15 protein-coding genes are annotated in these 17,388 nt (G+C 65.5%); 10 read left to right on the forward strand and 5 right to left on the reverse strand.

Annotated elements, in window-relative coordinates; genetic code table 11:
- Positions 1 to 95 precede the first annotated feature (95 nt).
- Positions 96 to 1,010, forward strand: coding sequence for a LysR family transcriptional regulator (locus OOT43_RS17105; protein WP_266021864.1), 915 nt, complete (start codon positions 96 to 98; stop codon positions 1,008 to 1,010).
- A gap of 39 nt (positions 1,011 to 1,049) precedes the next feature.
- Here OOT43_RS17105 and dinB read toward each other — a convergent pair whose 3' ends face one another.
- On the reverse strand, positions 1,050 to 2,222 hold the full coding sequence (gene dinB / locus OOT43_RS17110; RefSeq protein ID WP_266021865.1) for a DNA polymerase IV: 1,173 nt from the start codon (positions 2,220 to 2,222) through the stop codon (positions 1,050 to 1,052).
- 74 nt (positions 2,223 to 2,296) lie between these two features.
- Positions 2,297 to 3,355: a histidine decarboxylase, pyruvoyl type gene (locus OOT43_RS17115; protein ID WP_266021866.1), complete on the reverse strand. Its 1,059-nt coding sequence runs from the start codon at positions 3,353 to 3,355 to the stop codon at positions 2,297 to 2,299.
- 136 nt (positions 3,356 to 3,491) lie between these two features.
- Between OOT43_RS17115 and OOT43_RS17120 the strand changes: the two genes are divergently transcribed.
- Positions 3,492 to 4,364 (forward strand): tRNA nucleotidyltransferase, encoded by an 873-nt coding sequence (locus OOT43_RS17120; RefSeq protein ID WP_266021867.1) that lies wholly within the window; start codon positions 3,492 to 3,494, stop codon positions 4,362 to 4,364.
- 145 nt (positions 4,365 to 4,509) lie between these two features.
- Here OOT43_RS17120 and OOT43_RS17125 read toward each other — a convergent pair whose 3' ends face one another.
- Entirely contained in the window at positions 4,510 to 4,779 is a 270-nt protein-coding gene (locus tag OOT43_RS17125; protein WP_266021869.1) for a hypothetical protein, read from the reverse strand.
- Positions 4,780 to 4,899: 120 nt separating this feature from the next.
- Here OOT43_RS17125 and OOT43_RS17130 point away from each other — a divergent pair, with 120 nt between their 5' ends.
- Positions 4,900 to 6,492: a serine hydrolase gene (locus OOT43_RS17130; RefSeq protein ID WP_266021872.1), complete on the forward strand. Its 1,593-nt coding sequence runs from the start codon at positions 4,900 to 4,902 to the stop codon at positions 6,490 to 6,492.
- A gap of 94 nt (positions 6,493 to 6,586) precedes the next feature.
- Here the strand turns inward: OOT43_RS17130 and OOT43_RS17135 are convergent, their stop codons facing one another.
- Together OOT43_RS17135 and OOT43_RS17140 are read right to left on the reverse strand one after the other, a co-directional pair.
- A complete protein-coding gene (locus OOT43_RS17135) occupies positions 6,587 to 7,972 on the reverse strand; it encodes a ribonuclease J (RefSeq protein ID WP_266021874.1) in 1,386 nt (461 codons plus the stop codon).
- Positions 7,973 to 8,323: 351 nt separating this feature from the next.
- Entirely contained in the window at positions 8,324 to 9,649 is a 1,326-nt protein-coding gene (locus tag OOT43_RS17140) for an OmpP1/FadL family transporter (protein WP_266021876.1), read from the reverse strand.
- Positions 9,650 to 10,111: 462 nt separating this feature from the next.
- Here OOT43_RS17140 and OOT43_RS17145 point away from each other — a divergent pair, with 462 nt between their 5' ends.
- Genes OOT43_RS17145 through OOT43_RS17175 form a run of 7 tightly spaced genes read left to right on the forward strand, consistent with a single transcriptional unit; the run spans position 10,112 to position 17,365 of the window.
- Positions 10,112 to 11,452, forward strand: coding sequence for an OmpP1/FadL family transporter (locus OOT43_RS17145; RefSeq protein WP_266021878.1), 1,341 nt, complete (start codon positions 10,112 to 10,114; stop codon positions 11,450 to 11,452).
- A 32-nt stretch (positions 11,453 to 11,484) separates the two neighbouring features.
- Positions 11,485 to 12,045 carry an NAD(P)H-dependent oxidoreductase gene (locus OOT43_RS17150; protein WP_266021880.1) on the forward strand — a complete coding sequence of 187 codons (561 nt, stop codon included), beginning with the start codon at positions 11,485 to 11,487 and terminating at the stop codon, positions 12,043 to 12,045.
- 9 nt (positions 12,046 to 12,054) lie between these two features.
- Positions 12,055 to 13,239 carry an acyl-CoA dehydrogenase family protein gene (locus OOT43_RS17155; protein ID WP_266021881.1) on the forward strand — a complete coding sequence of 395 codons (1,185 nt, stop codon included), beginning with the start codon at positions 12,055 to 12,057 and terminating at the stop codon, positions 13,237 to 13,239.
- 13 nt (positions 13,240 to 13,252) lie between these two features.
- The gene (locus OOT43_RS17160; protein WP_266021882.1) at positions 13,253 to 13,798 is read left to right on the forward strand and encodes an OsmC family protein; all 546 of its coding nucleotides are present in this window, start codon (positions 13,253 to 13,255) and stop codon (positions 13,796 to 13,798) included.
- 11 nt (positions 13,799 to 13,809) lie between these two features.
- Complete coding sequence (gene sfnG / locus OOT43_RS17165; protein ID WP_266021883.1) at positions 13,810 to 14,907, forward strand: dimethylsulfone monooxygenase SfnG; 1,098 nt, start codon at positions 13,810 to 13,812, stop codon at positions 14,905 to 14,907.
- A gap of 13 nt (positions 14,908 to 14,920) precedes the next feature.
- On the forward strand, positions 14,921 to 16,096 hold the full coding sequence (locus tag OOT43_RS17170; protein WP_266021884.1) for an acyl-CoA dehydrogenase family protein: 1,176 nt from the start codon (positions 14,921 to 14,923) through the stop codon (positions 16,094 to 16,096).
- Positions 16,097 to 16,111: 15 nt separating this feature from the next.
- Positions 16,112 to 17,365 carry a bifunctional 3,4-dihydroxy-2-butanone-4-phosphate synthase/GTP cyclohydrolase II gene (locus tag OOT43_RS17175; RefSeq protein WP_266021885.1) on the forward strand — a complete coding sequence of 418 codons (1,254 nt, stop codon included), beginning with the start codon at positions 16,112 to 16,114 and terminating at the stop codon, positions 17,363 to 17,365.
- Positions 17,366 to 17,388 lie beyond the last annotated feature (23 nt).

Genomic DNA, 17,388 nt, shown 5'->3' on the forward strand with positions numbered 1-17,388 from the left:
TACCTCCTTCGGGATATCAGGTGATCCTATTGAACAATTGATTGAATCGATAAAAAAGCAGATTATCTCCGCTATATAGATCGACTGTATCGATAATGACGGCGGCTTTTCCGAAGATTACTCTGGATCAGTGGCGGACACTCATCGCAGTAGTGGAGGCGGGTGGTTACGCGCGTGCAGCAGATCAACTGCACAAGAGCCAGTCGACGCTGACCTACGCCGTGCAGAAGTTCGAGCGTCTCCTGGGCGTCAAAGTGTTCGAAATGCAGGGGCGCAAGGCTGTCCTCACCGCTGGCGGCCAAGTGCTGTATCGGCGCGGCAAGATGCTGATGGAGGAGGCGTTGCGACTGGAGCGAGTGGCGGCCGGCCTCGCGGCGGGATGGGAACCGGAGCTGCGGCTCGCAGTGGACACGATTTTTCCCACCTGGCTGCTGCTGGAGTGCATCGGGCGCTTTGCGGAAGAGCAGCCGGAAATCCGCGTCGAACTGATCGAATCGGTGCTGAGCGGAACCGATGAGGCCTTGCTGGAGGGCAGCGCCGACCTGGCCATCGGGTCGTCGATCCCGCCCGGATTCGTCGGCGATCCGGTGATGCGGGTACGCTTCATCTCCGCGGCTTACCCGGATCATCTCCTGCACCGGCTCGGCCGGCCGCTGACCCTCGAGGACTTGAGCCAACACCGGCATCTGGTGGTGCGCGATTCCAGCCGCGATCGGAGCCGTACCCCCGGGTGGCTTAACGAACGGCGCTGGACGGTGACCCACAAGGAGACCTCCGTACGCGCCGCCTGCATGGGGCTAGGGTACGCATGGTATGCCGAAGATACCATCCGGAAGGAACTCGAGGCCGGCGAACTGAAACCGCTGCCGCTTCGGGAGGGCGCGGAGCGCTGGGCGACTCTCTACCTGATCTTCGCCGACCGCGATGCCGCGGGTCCCGGCGCACTGCGGATCGCGGAACTCATCCGCGCCGGCATTTCGCGGCACTGCCCCAAGACGAGCGCCGGCTAGGCCGGCAGGACCCGGATGCGATGTACTCGCCGCCGCCCTTCAGTCGAACAGCCGCAGATTTTCCCCTTTCATGTTTTCGCTGGGCTGGCGGGAGCCCGGACTGCCGGCCGTGTCCGTCCCGCCGGGCCGCGACAGCGACGAGGCGCGGATGCCGAGCAACCGCAGCCTGCGATCCAGCGGCACCCGCTTGAGGCAGGCTCTCGCCGTACTCAGTATCGCCTGCGGATCGCTGATCGGAGCCGTGAGCGTTTTGTCACGCGTCACGGTGCGGAAGTCGTCGTAGCGCAATTTGACGCCGATGGTCCTGCTCGAATAGCCCTTGTGGGCGAGGTCCCCGCTCAGGCGTTCACAGAGGGAAATCAAAATCCGCGACAGCACCTCGCGGTCTTGGCGCGGGTCCAGGTCCCGCTCGAAGGTCGTTTCGCGGCTGAGGGATTTCGGCTCGCTCGCCGTGACGACCGGGCGTTCGTCACGCCCGTTTGCCGCTTGGTTCAGCCAGTGTCCGTAGTGCTTGCCGAAATGTTCCACCAGGAGGTTCAGGGGGGCCCGGGCCAGTTCGCCGATCGTCCGGATGCCCAGAGCCTCGAGCTTGAGGCTCGCCTTCGGGCCGATGCCATTGATCTTGCGCGGCGGCAACGGCCAGATGCGAGCGGGAACGTCCGCGTACGTCAGTACGGTCGATCCGTCCGGTTTTTCCAGTTCCGAGGCGATCTTGGCGAGCAGCTTGTTGGGCGTCACGCCAATGGAGCAGCCGAGGCCCGTGGCGCGTCTGACAGCGTCCTTGATCCGCCGGGCCAGCGCTGCCGTTTCGCCCGGCACGTCCGTCAGATCGATGTATATCTCGTCAATCCCGCGGTTCTCGATGCACGGAGCGATTTCGGCGACGGCGGCCTTGAAGCGCCGGGAGTAACGGCGATATTCGTCGAAGTCGGCGGGCAGCAGGATGGCGTCGGGTGCCAGAGCGGCCGCCTTCATCAGTCCCATGGCGGAATGCACCCCCAAGGCCCTCGCTTCGTAACTCGCCGTGGTTGCGACACCGCGCCCGACGTAGTCGCGCAGGCGGGCGAAGTCCTTCAAGTCCGCACCCGGTTCCGGGCCGGCGCCGCGCCGGCCGCCGACGACGACCGCCAACCCCTTGAGCTGGGGGTAGCGGAGCAGTTCGACGGATGCGTAGAAGGCATCCATGTCCAGGTGGGCGATGCGGCGTTCCATGCGCGGCATCGTAGCGCAACCGCGGAGTTCGGTGGGCCATGGCTGCCTACAACCCGCCTGCAGGGCTTGGGGCTTCAAGGCTTGCGATCGGGCGGTGAACCGGCGGCCGGATCGGCTTGGTGGGGCGGGCGCCCTTGAAGCGCCCGTTCCCAAGCGGAGATGTTCATTTCCGGGAGTTTTTCGGGGCCTCCCGGCGGCACGGCGTTCTTCGCGAGAACGATGTAAGGAGCGGTGGCCATGGCGTGACCGACCGAACCCTCCGGTACGGCTTCGCGTTTGATCCCCACGAATATTTCCCGGTACCTCACGCCTTGATTCGCTCCGACGCGCATCACGCTCTTTGCGAGATTCTGGCGTATCAGGCGAAAGTAGAACTCCCCCGTCGGGTCTCGGCTGGATCGGCCTCTACGTTTGCCGCATAGCTCCATGATCGCGCTTGCGTCGGTATCGCGATGCTCGGCGATGCCTATGGCGACGCCGCACCAGACCGTTGCCGGCCCCCGCGCCGTGATCTCCTTGTGGGCGGCGATGACCTGAGCGCCGGGGAGCAAAGGAAATCGCGGGGTATCCCGGGTGCCCAGGAGACGCGATGCGGCGTCCAGAAGCGGATCGGCGGGGTAGACAGGGATGCCGCCCGTCTTCGGTTCCGGTATCTCGAACAGCTTGCGTTCGCCGATCTCCGATGCCTTGGCAACGTCATACCCCCAGATGGCGCCATTGATTCCGATGAAGGACGAGGCCACGATGAGGTTGACTTGTCCCAGATAGGCCCCGCCCGCTTCCGCGCGATCGAAAGCCAAGGTTCCGTCCAGGCCTTCTCCGGTTTGTCCGGTTATGGCCAGTTCTCTTCGCGTCTGGCCGGTGTGCAAGGTGATCAAGGCGATGTACCCCAGGCCGCTGGCGCCCGGATTGCCGTATCCGTCGGAATGGGAGGGGAAGGGACCGACCGCTCCCTTGACGACCTCCGGCAGCGACAAAGCCGGTGACGCTCCAGGAATCGCCGCCTGGGGATCGCTTCGGGCCAGAACGCCGGCGGAGAACGGCGTCAGCACGTCCAGGACGGCCAGGATCGTTGCGAGGGCCGCTGTCGCGTAAGGGACGGTTCGAGCCGGATTTGCAAGGCTTGTTTCCACTGTGTGTCCCCTCTGACCGGGCCGCGGTGCGATCGCCCGCGAAGTTGCAGTGAGTTTACCGAAACGAGCCCCTTTTGCGGTTGACGCCCGCAGGTCTTGGTTTCACGCTGGCGGCATTGGCAATACACTTACCGGCATGGCTTCCGAAAATACCTTCCTGCCCGCGGACCTCGTGGAGACCGATCCGCTGCTCGGCGTCCTGCGGCTGGCGGCGTTGTCCGCGGGCTCTGGCGGAATGCCGGACGACCCCACGTTGGACCTCATGTTCGAACGGCTGCCGGCCGCCGGGATCGGCGATGAGCTTTCAGCCGCAGCATGGCGGGAACTGGCCCGCGGCCTGATGGGCCAAAGACCGTCGAACATGTTCGTCGCACTTTCCGGTTGCGGGGCGTTACGGCTGGTATTGCCGGAAGTGGCGGCCCTGTTCGGCGTCCCGCAGATAGCGGACGACCCTCCCCAGGTCGATATCGGCCAACACCTGCTGCGCGTTCTGGACGAGGCGGCGCGCTGCGACGCGCCACTGCCGGTTCGCTTCGCCGCGCTGGTGATGCACATCGGCAAGTCGGACTCTCCGGCCGAGCACCTTCCGGTTCATTATCGCCACGTCGAGCGGGGGCGTCCACGCATCGAGGCGCTGTGCGAGCGTTTCGGCGTGCCTGAGGAGTGCCGCGAACTCGCGCTATTGGCGCTGAGCGAATGCGAGCGGGTGCACCGGGTCACGGAAGTGCGTGCGGGGCCCATCGCCGCAATGCTGGAGCGGGTGGGGGCGTTCGACCGTCCGGATCGCTTCGGCCAATTGCTGACGCTTTGCGCATGCGACTACCGCGCCTACCGGGGACACACGGCTGAGGAGTATCCCAAGGCCAGCCTGTTGGGCGTTGCGTTGAAGGCCTGCGCTGGTGTCGAGGAGGCTGGCGGCTTCCAGGGCGCGGACGGGTTGCAGGAAGCCCGCGCCGCGGCGATCGCCAAGGCGTTCCGCTCCGAACGCTGGTCGAGTTCAGGGACATAGGGTGCTTGGCAAACGGCGGATTCGGCGGCGGGAAGGTGTCTGCCGTCGTCAGTTCATCAGGACCGCCCGACAAAATCGCCACGCTTCACACGCCCTGGCGATTCGTACCGCTCGGCCGGACATCGCCGGATGTTCCGGGAACTGGTCAGTTTTTGACCAGGCACCTCGGGCCGGCGGGATTCGGGGCTATCAGCACCTGGGTGCACGGGTTTTCCACAGCTTTTGTGGACAGGCCACATGGCCGGCCGCGCGGCTCCGAGGGGTGCGTTACCGCGTGCCGCCGGAGCACCTCCGCGATTTCGAGATCGATGGGGTATTCGACCCAGCGGACCCAGCCGAGCCTGGCCTTGGCGGCCATGCCGCACATGAGCAGGAACAGGCACCAGCCGCCGACAAACCACAGGACGAAGTTCATGGGATCACCCGCGATTCGATTTCCAAAGGGCAGTATTGCCCCGGTGTCTTGCAATTTGCCTGCCGGCAGATGACAGCTCCGGGTCACCCGGCGTTACCTTCATCAACGGATATTACGTCCATGCACATTCCCGGATCGTTCAGGATAGCGGGGGGATTTCCTGCGGGATTCGCCCTTCTTCTTTCGGCAAGTTTCGCTGCTGCTGCGGCCACGGCAGAGGTGGCGCCGCCGCTCTGGTCGGCGGTGGAGGTTTCCTCCGAGCAGATCGATCGGGCCATTGCCGCTATCGACGGCTTGGCCCATGGCCTGATGGAGCGGACCGGCCTGCCGGGGATGGCCGTGGCCGTCGTCCGCAACGATCAGGTCGTCTACAGCCGGGGTTTCGGCATCCGCAAAGCCGGCCATCCGGAGCCCGTTGACGCAGACACGGTATTCCAGCTGGCGTCGGTTTCAAAGTCCGTGGGCGCAACCGTGGTCGCTGCGGCAGCGGGCCGCGGCTGGACCGCCTGGAACAGGCCGGTCGCCGAAATGCTGCCCTGGTTTCGCCTTTCCGACCCGTACGTCACGCGGAACCTGACTGTCGGCGATCTTTACAGCCACCGCAGCGGGCTGCCGGACCACGCCGGCGATTCGCTGGAAGATTTGGGCTACGGCCGCGCGGAAGTGCTGCGTCGACTGCGCTACCTGCCGTTAAGTCCGTTCCGGGTGACGCATACCTATACCAACTTCGGCCTGACCGCCGCGGCAGAGGCGGTCGCGGCGGCACGCGGTACCACCTGGGCCCGTTTGTCCCAAGAGCTCATCTATGAGCCCCTCGGCATGACGTCGACGAGTTCGGAGTTCTCCGGCTATCTCGCCCGGCGCAACCGGGCGGTCGGGCATGTGCGTGAAGGTGGAAGCTGGGTTGCGCGTCATGTGCGCCAGCCGGATGCGCAAAGTCCCGCCGGAGGCGTCAGTTCCAGCGTCAAGGACATGGCGCAGTGGATGCGCCTGGTCCTTGCGCTCGGCACGCCGGACGGGAAAGCGATGGTTGCCCGCGAGCCGCTGGTCGAGGCGCTGACACCGCAGATCCGCTCCTCTTCGACGTCGCGGCCCGATTACCGCAGTTCGTCCTACGGCTATGGCGTAGGTGTCAGCGACGACGGCACCGGCCGGGTCCGGCTCGGCCATTCCGGGGCGTTCCTGCTCGGTGCCGCGACGAGCTTCGCGCTGCTGCCGTCGGAAAACCTGGGTGTCATCACGCTTACCAATGGGAGTCCCATCGGCATTCCCGAAGCGCTCAACGCCAGCTTCCTGGATATGGTGGAGACGGGGCGGGTGCAGCGCGACTGGCTGACCGCGTTGACCCCGATATTCGCCCCGATGTACGCCAACCCGGGTGTGCTCGCAGGGCGCCCACGTCCGCCGAATCCGGCCCCGTCCCGGGACCTGCGGGCCTACGTGGGGACCTATGCAAACGCCTATTACGGGGAGGCCGAGGTGTCGAGGGCCGGCAACGATCTCGTCCTGGCGTTGGGGCCCGAGCCGAAGCGCTTCCGGCTGAGCCATTGGAGCGGCGACCAGTTCGCCTACGAGCCGGTGGGAGAAAATGCCGTGGGTACCGCCGCTGTCTGGTTCCGGGCGGATTCGGCGGGCCGGGTTCGGGCCCTTGAAGTCGAAAATTTCGAGGAAGGCGTGCGGATCCTGCCTAAACGACGGGGCCGCCATCCGTAACATTCCCGATCGGACGCGATCAGGTCCGCATTCACGCAAGGCTGTCCGCCTTGATCGCCGGTGCCTCCGCCCCGTGCGTCCGGCACCTGGCCGATCAGTGCACCTTTGTGCGCATCTCCCGCAGGATATCCTTGGGCACCGGAGCCAGCCGGCCGTCGGGCTGGACAAAGAGCCGCCCGGTTTCGATCTCGTCGAGTTTCTGTATGCCCGCCCGGCTCAAGCGGCAGATGTCGCCGTTTTGGACGACGCAGGCATGCGGAACGTGGCAGGCGGCCGCCAGTTCCGCATTGGCGGCGAGATGCCTCGGCGTCCCGTGCACCGGAATCACCGCCGGCGGCTGGACCCACTCATAGAGCCGGCGCAGGTCTTCTTGGGCGGGATGGCCGGATACATGCACCATCGCCTCGGCGTCGGTCACCAGGTGGACACCGGTTTCACGCAGGCGCTGATGAATCCGTGCAACCGCGCGCTCGTTGCCGGGTATCACCCGTGACGAGAAGACGACGGTATCGCCGGCGTCCAGCAACAGGTCGCGATGCAGGTCCTGGGCGAGCCGTGCCAATGCCGACCGGGGTTCGCCCTGGCTGCCGGTGCAGGCAGCGAAGACCTCGCCGCGGGGCAGATGCCCGATGTGGCGGGCTTCCACGAGTTCGGGCAGATCGTCCGGCCAGTGGCCGGTAGCGCGGGCGACGGCCACCATATGTTCCATCGCAGGGCCTACCACGCCGAAGCGCCGTCCCAAGGTCCGGGCGACCCGCGCCAGGGTGACGAGGCGCGCGATGTTGCTGGCGAAGGCCGTCACGACCATGCGTCCCGCCGCCTCCGCTCCCAATGCCAGCAGCGGTTCGTACAAGTCGCCCTCGAAGCCGGTGCGGCCGGGGACCATGGCGTTGGTGGAATCGCAGACCATTGCCAACAACGGTTCGCGCCGAAGGGCGAAAAGCCGGGAGTGGTCGTAGCCGCGTCCCACCACGGGACGGTCGTCCAGTTTCCAGTCGCCGGTATGCAGGACGGCGCCGACGGGTGTGCCGATCAGCAGCGTATTGGGTTCCGGGATGGAATGCGTCATGACGATGTATTCGACCGCGAACGGTCCGATCTGGAACCGTTTTCCAGGGGAGATTTCGACGAGCGGCGCGTCGTCGATTCCGGCGCGCGCGAGCTTGGTTCGCGCCAACGCCGCAGTGAAGGGAGTCGCATAGACCGGACAGCGCAGCCGTTTCCAGAGGTAGGGCAGGGCACCCACGTGGTCTTCATGGCCGTGGGTCAGGACGATGCCTGCGAGACGTTCGCGGCGGGCCGCGACGAACGCCGGGTCGGGCATCATCACGGCATGTTCCGGGAAATCGTCGCCGCCGAAGGTGATGCCCATATCCACCGCGATCCATGCGCCGTCGTGGCCGTACAGCGTCAGGTTCATGCCGATTTCGCCGGTTCCGCCCAGGGGCAGGAAGAGGCACTCGCCGCGGGCGGGGATCATGAGGTACTCAAAGCCGCTCTTATTTGGAGAATCCGCCGGAGCGCGGACCGCTTGAACACGATACAGCTGGGGTGGCCGCCGGCAGCTCCATTCCGCCGCCAGCCGCTCGGAAAGCCCGGCCCGTCAACTGAACAGGCTCACGGGCACATACCGGATTATTCTAGCGCGCCGCAACCGGCGCCGCAGCATGTGACGAAGGCGAGCCGGGAAGATTCGCTTCCTAAATCCCAACCGCCGAAAGCCCAGGATATGAGCTTCGGAGATGTCGTGACTTCGGACCTCAAAAAAAGAATCGGTGGCGTTCACCCGAGGTGAAACCCGCCACCGAGAGTCGAGGAGGAGTGCCGCAAACTAATCGAACCGGTAGACCACCTGGGCCGATACCGAATTCTCGGCCAGCCGGTTGGTGACACTGGTGCCCGGAATCGGCTGGTTCATCGCCGGATAGCCGGGTCCGCCGCTGCTGATGAAAGATCCGGAGACGTCATTCTGGAAGGCATGGTAATAGGCGAGGTTCAACTCCAGGGCGGGCGTGAAATTGAAGCCCCCACCCAGCGTCAGGTGATGTTGAACGATGGCCGGCGCGAAGACGTTGAAGAACTGCTGGTCCGAAGGAATGGGATTGTCGCTGTAGTTGTACCCTGCCCGCAGGGTGAACCGGGGCGTGATCCTGTATTGCGCCCCGAGCGCGACCGTCCAGATGTTCTCCCAGCCGAAGCCCTGGACGTAGGGGCCGGACGCCGAAGCCGCAAAATTCTTCTTCTCGAAGCCGTTGGTCCCGCTGTAATTGATCCACTTCAAGTCGGCGGCGAGGATCAGGTCCTCGACCGGTTTGTAGCTCAAGCCGCCACCGACGATCATCGGGTAATCGAGCTGGAACTGGAATTTGGCCGGCGTGCCGTTCGGATATTGGGAATCCCAGCCGAAATCGCTGAACCACTGCGGGCTCTTGAAACTCAAGCCCAGTGCCAGATTCGACAGCGCCTGGTAGGTTGCGCCGACGGTGAATCCCTGACCCCAGCTCGTCGCTGCGTGCGAGCCGCTGGGATAGCCCGAGGCATTGGGCGGCGTGGCCGGCCAGGGGTCCACGGCGAGCGAAGCCCAGTCCAGATTGAAACCGACACCTACAGAAAAATCCCGGTTGAGCCGGTAGGCGATCGAAGGCGTGATCTGCATCAGCTGGTAGTTGGAATAGATCGAACCGAACCCGCCGAATTGCTGCGGCACCGCAAGCGGGTTGAAGTTGCCGCTGGCATTGGGCAGGTTCGCCGGGTAATCCACCCCGAAGCCGCCAATCCCCAGCGCGGTGAAGCCGAAGGTCCAGTCCTGGTCGATCTTGTAGGCCAAGCCGACGCTGGGGATCACCGCTTCCCGCGTGCTGCTGTCGACCCTGCCCGATGCGAACGGCGTCGAAGCCGAAAAGCTGCGGTCGGGAATGAACAATTCCGCGCCGAATTCGACCGAATCCTTCTCCAGGAACGAAATCGAAGAGACGTTGTTGTAGTTCGAGCCGATAGCGTCGATGGAGGTCGCGATGCCGGCGCCGCCCATGGCCTGGTTGACCGAACCCACCCCGTGCAGCACGTGGCCGTCCGTCGCCAGGACCGGTACCGCCGGCAGCAACCCCGCCGCTACCCCGATCAATCGCCACGCCGAAGATGATATGCGCTCTCGCATGCTTGTTTTTCCTTTGCGGATAAGGGCTAGACCCGGAAAAAGCCGACAAAAAAGCCAGCGGTTCGCTAGAACGCGCTGGCTTCCGGCGGACCGGTCGGCTCGGCTGTTGGGAGGGCAATGTATCCGAATTCTTAAATTCCTTAAAAGACTAAAAACGAATATTTTTATTCACAAATAACAGTGTCCCAAATACGGCGGTGCGACGCCAACTTCCGTTTCAGCCGGGCTCTCGAAGTCCCGGCGACATCTGCCGCCACAGCGGCAACCCGAACGCACCGTTGCCGTTGCAGCGGCAGCCACGTCCATCAAAGAACTACACGGGTTAATATTTATCAATGAGTTAGACAGTGGCACGAACGCTGCGATATCCCCTGCAAGCGATCTGTGCGCCGGCCGTTTCCGCGAATCGGCGGGAAAGCCGGCGCATCCGAATCAGGACTACTCAAGCAAGGGGAAAACAGCATGCACACGACAAAACGGCTCACAGGGGCGCCCGGAATCTATCTGCTGGCGGCCAACGCGCTGGTTTCGACCTCGGCCTACGCGCTGAATACCGGCACCGACCTCAACCTGAGCATGAAGCCGATCGCCGGCGGCATGGCGGGCGCGGCCTATACCAACCCGCAGGAAGTCTCGGCGGCCCTGTTCGGCAACCCCGCCACCCTGACCCGGTTCAAGAGCGTCCATTTCGAGATCGGTGCCGGCTTGCTGGAACCGAACGTCGACAATACCCAGACAAATAACGGTTACAGCCATACCTCGACCAGCGCCGCCCGCAACTACGTGATACCGGACGTGGCGGTGAGCGGCGAGGTGCTGCCGGGATTCGTGCTGGCGGGCGGTATCGGCGTGGATTCCGGTCTGGGCGCGGACTACCGGACCAGTCCGGTCAATGCCGGCGCAGGGCTGGGATTGGGCGGCGCCGGTGCCGGCGGGGCGGCCACGCTGCCTCTGGTGGTGGAGTTGCTGTCCTTCAGCGGCAATCTCGGCGCGGCCTGGGAAGTCACTCCGGATCTGTCCCTCGGCGCGGCGCTGACCCTGGGCTTCGGCTTGGGCCAGCTCGGCACTACCGGCAGCACCACCGGCCTGCAGGGGCTCTCCGGCAATTTCGGCGGCACCACCTCCAGCGTGCACAACATCTCGCTGCGCGGCGCGCTCGGGGCCACCTACAAGGTCGCGCCGGAATGGACCCTAAGCGCCTCGATCAAGAGCCCGTTGCAATACGACTACCACAGCATCCTGTCGACCACCGTCAACGGCTACGACCAGTATCAGTCGGTGAAGGTGGCGCAGCCGCTCGAAGTCACCTGGGGCGTTGCTACCGACATCGTCCCGAACCTCCTGCTCGAAGTCGACGTGGCCTGGAAGAACTGGTCCAACGCCGAGCTTTACCAGGACATCTATCAGGACCAGTTCCTGACCATGCTGGGCGGACAGTACACGCTGGACGCCTGGCAGTTCCGGGCGGGCTACAGCTATGCCTCCTCGCTGCTCTTGAACAGTCCCAACGGCTCGCTGGGCGGCCTGGACGGCGTCGGCACCCTGCCGCTGAACACCGCCGTACCCGGCGTCCTGGCGCAGAACGACCTGACCAAGGTCGTGCAGACCACGCTGGCCCCGGTCATCTGGCAGAACACCCTGACCGCGGGGCTGGGCTATGCCTTCACCCCGCATTTCCGGCTCGACGGTTTCGGTGCCTATGCCTTCAGCGAAAACACCAGCCGTTCCACGCTGGCGCTGGGCAACTATCAGGTCACCGCCAGCGAGTGGGCCATCGGCGCCGGCGCCAATTTCAGCTTCTGACATCTACCGTTCCATTACCCGACAGGTATTTCATGAGTACGTTAAAAACCGTGGTCGTATCCGGCAATCTGGGCTCGCCTTCCAAGACCCTGGCGCTGGCCGGACAGATCGTGGAGGCGATCCGCCGCCATGCCGCGACCGAGGCCGAGATACTGCAACTGGCGGAACTCGCTCCGGTGGTGGGCCCCGCCCGCAATCCCAACGAACTGGGCAGCGTCGGCAAGGCGGCGCTGACCTCCATTGCGGCAGCCGACATCCTCGTCGCCGTCACCCCCGTCTACAAGGGGGCCTACACCGGGCTGTTCAAGCATCTGTTCGATCTGCTCGACCCCAAGGCCCTGAACGAAAAGCCGGTCATCCTCGGCGCCACCGGCGGCGGCGACAAGCACGCACTGATCGTCGAACACCAGCTGCGGCCGCTGTTCGGCTTCTTCGGTGCATTCACCGTGCCGTCCGGCGTCTATGCCGCCGAGCAACTGTTCGACGGACAGCGCTTCGCCGACCCGGTGCTCCTGGAGCGCATCGAAGCCGCCGCCCGCCAGGCCGTCGGCATCGCCCTCAATCAAACCCTTCCTGCCACCCAAGCCGCCTGAGAGAAAACCATGTCAGCACACGACTACGACAAAATCCGCAGCGAAATCCGCAGCCTGGTCGACGAAGTCATCCGCCCCAACGCCGAGAAAATCGACCGCGACGGCATTTTCCCCCGCGAAAACCTCAATGCCCTGGGCAAAGCCGGCTGGAACGGCGTCCTGATCCCCAAGGAATACGGCGGCCTGGGGCTGGACCACGTAGCTTTCTCCATCGTCGCCGAAGAAATCGGCCGGGCTTGCGCCTCCACCGGCCTGGTCTACGTCATGCACACCGGCGCGGTGCAGACCATCAACCTGTTCGGCAACCACGACCAGAAGGAACGTTGGCTGAAACCGGCACGGGACGGCCTGCTCGGCACCTACTCGACCAGCGAGAAAGCCTCCGGCGGCCACTGGTGGTTCAACTTCAGCGAAGCCGCGCGGGACGGTGCCGAGTATTACCGCCTCAACGCCGAAAAATCCTTCACCACCAGCGCGGGCCAGGCGGATTACTACCTGTTCCAGACCCGCTCCCCCGGCGCCAAGGGGCCAACCGACATCAGCTTTTTCATCGTCGACTCCAAGCTGGATGGCATTTCCCACGGCGGCTGGGAAGCGCTGGGCGTGCGCGGCAACCACAGCGGCCCGATCAGCTACCGCGACGTCAAAATCCACGCACGCGACCGCCTGGGCGAGGAAGGCCAGGGCAAGGACATCGTCTACCACGGCGTTTCGCCGGTCTATCTGATCGGACTCGGCTCGGTCTGGCATGGCGTGGCACGGGCCGCCCTGGAGAAAGCCTCCGAACATCTCACCGGCACCCATCACCGCGATTTCGACAAGAAGCTGTCGGATTACCAGGTGCTGCGCCAGCAACTGGGCGAGTCGAAGGTGCTGGTGGAGAGCCTCCGGCCCTGGCAGACCGAACTGGCCAGGCGCCTCGACGACTTGCAGGCCGCCGGCCAGCCGCAGGGGCAGATTCTCATCCCGCTCACCGAATTCAAGGTGCACGCGGCCGAGGTCGCCAACATCTCGGCGCGCAACGCCCTCGACGTCAGCGGCGGCTACGGCTACAAGCGCGGCCCGCTGGAGCGCATCTTCCGCGACGCCCGCGCCGGCATCGGCATGGGACCGTCCAACAACATCGCCCGCGAATGGATCGGCAAGACCCTGGTCGGGCTGCCGCTCGAACTGTTCGAGGCGGGCGGCGAATAACCCGGAGGCCGAAATGTCACAGGAAACCCTGAAAGCGGCATTGGGAAACGCCATCGCCGGCTTGCAAAAAAATCCGGCCAGTGCGCGCCTGGTGTTCAGGGCGAAGACGCGATGGCTCGACGGGGTGCGCTGCTCCGCCGAAGTACGCGATTTTCCGCCGCTGATCGTCGATGAGCCGGCCGAACTGGGTGGCGGCGACACCGCCGCCAACCCCGTCGAACTGCTGCTGGCGGCGCTCGGCACCTGCCAGGAGATCGTCTATGCCGCCTACGCCGCGGTCCTGGGCATCCCGCTGGACGCCGTGGAAGTCTCGGCGAAGGGCTACCTCGATCTGCAAGGGCTTTTCGGCCTGAGCGATTCGGTGCCGGCGGGCTACCAGAAGATCGTTTTCGAAACCGTCATCGAGAGCTCCGCAGACCCCGAAACGATCCGGAAGCTGGTGGCGGTCGTGGAAGGGCACTGCCCGGTGCTCGACACCCTGACCCGGCCGGTCGAGGTGGAGGGCGCGGTCACGCTCAATGGCGCGCCATTGAATGTTTCCATCAGCAACTCCGCATGAGGACAACCGATATGAGCCATTCCGTTCAACCCGTCAAATTCGCCTACTGGGTCCCCAACGTCAGCGGTGGCCTGGTCATCAGCAAGATCGAGCAGCGCACGAGCTGGGACATCGATTACAACCGCAAGCTGGCGCAACTGGCCGAGCGCAACGGCTTCGAATACGCCCTCAGCCAGATCCGCTTCACCGCCGGCTACGGCGCCGAGTACCAGCACGAGTCGGTGTCCTTCACCCACGCGTTGCTGGCCGCGACCGAACGCCTGCGGGTGATCGCCGCCGTCCTGCCTGGCACCTGGCACCCCGCACTGCTCGCCAAGCAGGTCGCCACCATCGACCACCTGACCGGCGGCCGCATCGCCGTCAACGTCGTCAGCGGCTGGTTCAGGACCGAATTCACCGCCATCGGCGAGCCCTGGCTGGAACACGACGAACGCTACCGGCGCTCGGAGGAGTTCATCCGGGCGCTCAAGGGCATCTGGACCCAGGACCGGTTCACCTTCCTCGGCGATTTCTACCGCTTCCACGACTATTCGCTGAAGCCCAAACCCCTGCACCAGCCGCACCCGGAAATCTTCCAGGGCGGCAGTTCGCGGGCGGCGCGGGACATGGCGGCGCGGGTGTCGGACTGGTACTTCACCAACGGCAATACCGTCGAAGGCATCAAGGCGCAGGTCGACGACATCCGGGCCAAGGCGGCCCAAGAGGGACGCACGGTGAAGATCGGCGTCAACGCCTTCGTGATCGCCCGCGACACGGAGGCCGAAGCCAAGGCGGTGCTGGCCGAGATCATCGACAAGGCCGACCCGGAGGCGGTCCGGGCCTTCGGCCACGAGGTACGCGAGGCCGGCAAGGCCTCCCCCGAAGGCGAGGGCAACTGGGCCAAGTCCAGCCTGGACGACCTGGTGCAGTACAACGACGGCTTCAAGACCAACCTCATCGGCACTCCGGAACAGATCGCCGCACGCATCCTGGAACTCAAGGCCGTCGGCGTCGACCTGGTGCTGAGCGGTTTCCTCCATTACCACGAGGAGATCGAATATTTCGGCCAAAAAGTCCTACCTCGGGTGCGCGCGCTGGAAGCCGGAAGCGCCGGCAAGGCCGCGGCCTGAGGTGGGGGCGCCCATGCAGGACAGGGAAACGGTGCGGCGGCTGTTCGACACGGCGGAGGCGCTGGCGGCGGAGTTCGCCGGCACTGCCGTCGAACGCGACAAGGCCGGCGGCACGGCCAAGGCCCAGCGCGACCGGCTGCGGGAAAGCGGCCTGCTCAACCTCATCGTTCCACGCGCCTACGGCGGCCACGGGCTGAACTGGCACGACACCCTGCGCATCGTCCGCCTCGTGTCGCGGGCCGACAGCGCCCTGGGCCATCTGTTCGGTTTCCAGCATTTGCTGCTGGCCACGCTCCGCTTGTTCGGCGACCAGTGGGAACACTATTACGCCGAGACGGTGCGGGGCCGCTGGTTCTGGGGCAATGCGCTGAATCCCCTGGATACCCGCGCCCGCATCGCCGCCGACGGCGCCGGCGGCTGGATTCTGCGGGGGATGAAGAGTTTCTGCTCCGGCGCCATGGACGCCGATCATCTGATCGTGTCGGCACTGGCGGAAGATTCGGGGCAGCTGCTGATCGCGGCGATTCCGGGCGACCGGGCCGGCATCCGCATCAACGCCGACTGGGACAACATGGGCCAGCGCCAGACCGACAGCGGCAGCGTCGAATTCCACGAGGTCCGGGTCCATGAGCACGAGATCCTGCGCAACCCCGGCCCGCTCGGCAACGTCTACGCCACCCTGCGCTCGGTGATCGCGCAACTGGTGCTGACCAACATCTATCTCGGCATCGGCGAAGGCGCGCTGGCGGAAGCCCGCGCCTATACCCTGGGCCAGTCCCGCGCCTGGTTCCTGTCCGGCGTGGACAGCCCCCGGAAAGACCCCTACGTGCTGCAGAAGTACGGCGAGTTCACAGTCGAACTCCAGACCGCCGCCCTGGCCACGGATCATGCGGCACTGCTGCTGGACGCGGCCTGGGCCAAGGAAAACGCGCTGACACCGGAAGAGCGTGCCCATGCCGCGCTGGCAGCGGCCGTCGCCAAGGTCCATACCTCGCGGGCGGCGCTCGATGTCACCCACCGGCTGTTCGAAGTCACCGGCGCGCGGGCGACCGTTGCGAAAGCCGGCTTCGACCGCCACTGGCGCAACCTCCGCACCCACACTTTGCACGACCCGGCGGACTACAAACTGCGCGATCTGGGGGAATGGACCCTCAACGGCACGCCGCCGACCCCGAGCTTCTATTCCTGATACGGGAGTATCCCCATGACCTACGACACGATAGAAACGGCCCTGACCGCGATCCGCAACGGCGGTTTCGTGGTGGTGGCGGACGATGCCTCGCGCGAGAACGAGGGCGATCTGATCCTGGCGGCGGAGAAGATGACGCCCGAGCGCATGGCCTTCCTGGTCCGCCATACCAGCGGCCTGGTCTGCGTGGGGCTGGCGCCGGAGCGGGTGGAGGCCCTGCAGCTGCCGCCGATGGTGGGGAACAACTCCGATCCGTTCCGCACGGCTTTCACGGTGTCGGTGGACCTGGCCCAGGGCACCAGCACCGGGATCTCGGCCGCCGACCGCAGCGCGACCATCCGGGCCCTGGCCGATCCCGAGGCGGGACCGGCGGCGTTCGCCCGGCCGGGCCATGTGTTCCCGCTCAAGGCCCGGCCGAACGGGGTGCTGGAGCGGCCGGGCCATACCGAGGCGGCGGTGGACCTGGCCCGCTTGGCGGGGCTGGCGCCGGCGGGGGCCTTGTGCGAGATCGTGAACGACGACGGCCGCATGGTGCGGGGGCCGGAGCTGGTGGCCTTCGCCCGCCGCCACTGGCTGCCGGTGATCCGCATCGCCGATCTGATCGCCTACCGGCGCCGCACCGAGCGGCTGGTGGAGCACGTGGCGGAGGCGAGATTGCCGACGCCGTACGGAACCTTCACGGCCCATGTCTACCGCTCGGTGGTGGACGGCTCCGAACACCTGGCCCTGGTCAAGGGCTGGGTGTACGGGCGGGAGAACGTGCTGGTGCGGGTGCATTCGGAATGCCTGACCGGGGACATCCTGGGTTCGTTGCGCTGCGACTGCGGCAACCAGCTGAAGATGGCGCTGGAGGCGATCGAGCAGGCGGGCAACGGGGTCCTGGTGTATCTGCGCGGCCATGAGGGCCGGGGCATCGGGCTGGCCCACAAGCTGAAGGCCTACCAGCTGCAGGACCGCGGCCGGGACACGGTGGAGGCCAATCTGGACTTAGGCCTGCCGGTGGACGCCCGCAGCTACGACGTGGGGGCGCAGATTCTCACCGACCTGGGCGTGACCACCCTGCGGCTGATGAGCAACAACCCGGCGAAGTTCACCGAGCTGGCCGGCTACCGTCTGAAGATCGTCGAGCGGGTGCCGCTGGAGCCGGCGCCGCATCCGGAGAACCTCGTCTACCTGCGCACCAAGTCGCAGAAGCTCGGCCATCTCCTCAACCTCGACGCCCTGGCCGGGGCCGGCGACGAGTGGATTCATCCGTCGGTCGGGGGATAAGACCATGAAGAAATTGGATTTCG

The organism is Methylococcus mesophilus (genome assembly GCF_026247885.1).
Classification (GTDB): domain Bacteria; phylum Pseudomonadota; class Gammaproteobacteria; order Methylococcales; family Methylococcaceae; genus Methylococcus; species Methylococcus mesophilus.

Excerpts from the sequence above, each read along its gene's own strand:
- OOT43_RS17130 (WP_266021872.1), top strand. The coding sequence starts at position 4,900 with ATGCACATTCCCGGATCGTTCAGGATAGCGGGGGGATTTCCTGCGGGA.
- OOT43_RS17135 (WP_266021874.1), bottom strand. The coding sequence starts at position 7,972 with ATGATCCCCGCCCGCGGCGAGTGCCTCTTCCTGCCCCTGGGCGGAACC.
- OOT43_RS17170 (WP_266021884.1), top strand. The coding sequence starts at position 14,921 with ATGCAGGACAGGGAAACGGTGCGGCGGCTGTTCGACACGGCGGAGGCG.
- sfnG (WP_266021883.1), top strand. The coding sequence starts at position 13,810 with ATGAGCCATTCCGTTCAACCCGTCAAATTCGCCTACTGGGTCCCCAAC.
- OOT43_RS17125 (WP_266021869.1), bottom strand. The coding sequence starts at position 4,779 with ATGAACTTCGTCCTGTGGTTTGTCGGCGGCTGGTGCCTGTTCCTGCTC.
- OOT43_RS17150 (WP_266021880.1), top strand. The coding sequence starts at position 11,485 with ATGAGTACGTTAAAAACCGTGGTCGTATCCGGCAATCTGGGCTCGCCT.
- OOT43_RS17145 (WP_266021878.1), top strand. The coding sequence starts at position 10,112 with ATGCACACGACAAAACGGCTCACAGGGGCGCCCGGAATCTATCTGCTG.
- OOT43_RS17160 (WP_266021882.1), top strand. The coding sequence starts at position 13,253 with ATGTCACAGGAAACCCTGAAAGCGGCATTGGGAAACGCCATCGCCGGC.
- dinB (WP_266021865.1), bottom strand. The coding sequence starts at position 2,222 with ATGGAACGCCGCATCGCCCACCTGGACATGGATGCCTTCTACGCATCC.
- OOT43_RS17155 (WP_266021881.1), top strand. The coding sequence starts at position 12,055 with ATGTCAGCACACGACTACGACAAAATCCGCAGCGAAATCCGCAGCCTG.
- OOT43_RS17175 (WP_266021885.1), top strand. The coding sequence starts at position 16,112 with ATGACCTACGACACGATAGAAACGGCCCTGACCGCGATCCGCAACGGC.
- OOT43_RS17105 (WP_266021864.1), top strand. The coding sequence starts at position 96 with ATGACGGCGGCTTTTCCGAAGATTACTCTGGATCAGTGGCGGACACTC.
- OOT43_RS17120 (WP_266021867.1), top strand. The coding sequence starts at position 3,492 with ATGGCTTCCGAAAATACCTTCCTGCCCGCGGACCTCGTGGAGACCGAT.
- OOT43_RS17140 (WP_266021876.1), bottom strand. The coding sequence starts at position 9,649 with ATGCGAGAGCGCATATCATCTTCGGCGTGGCGATTGATCGGGGTAGCG.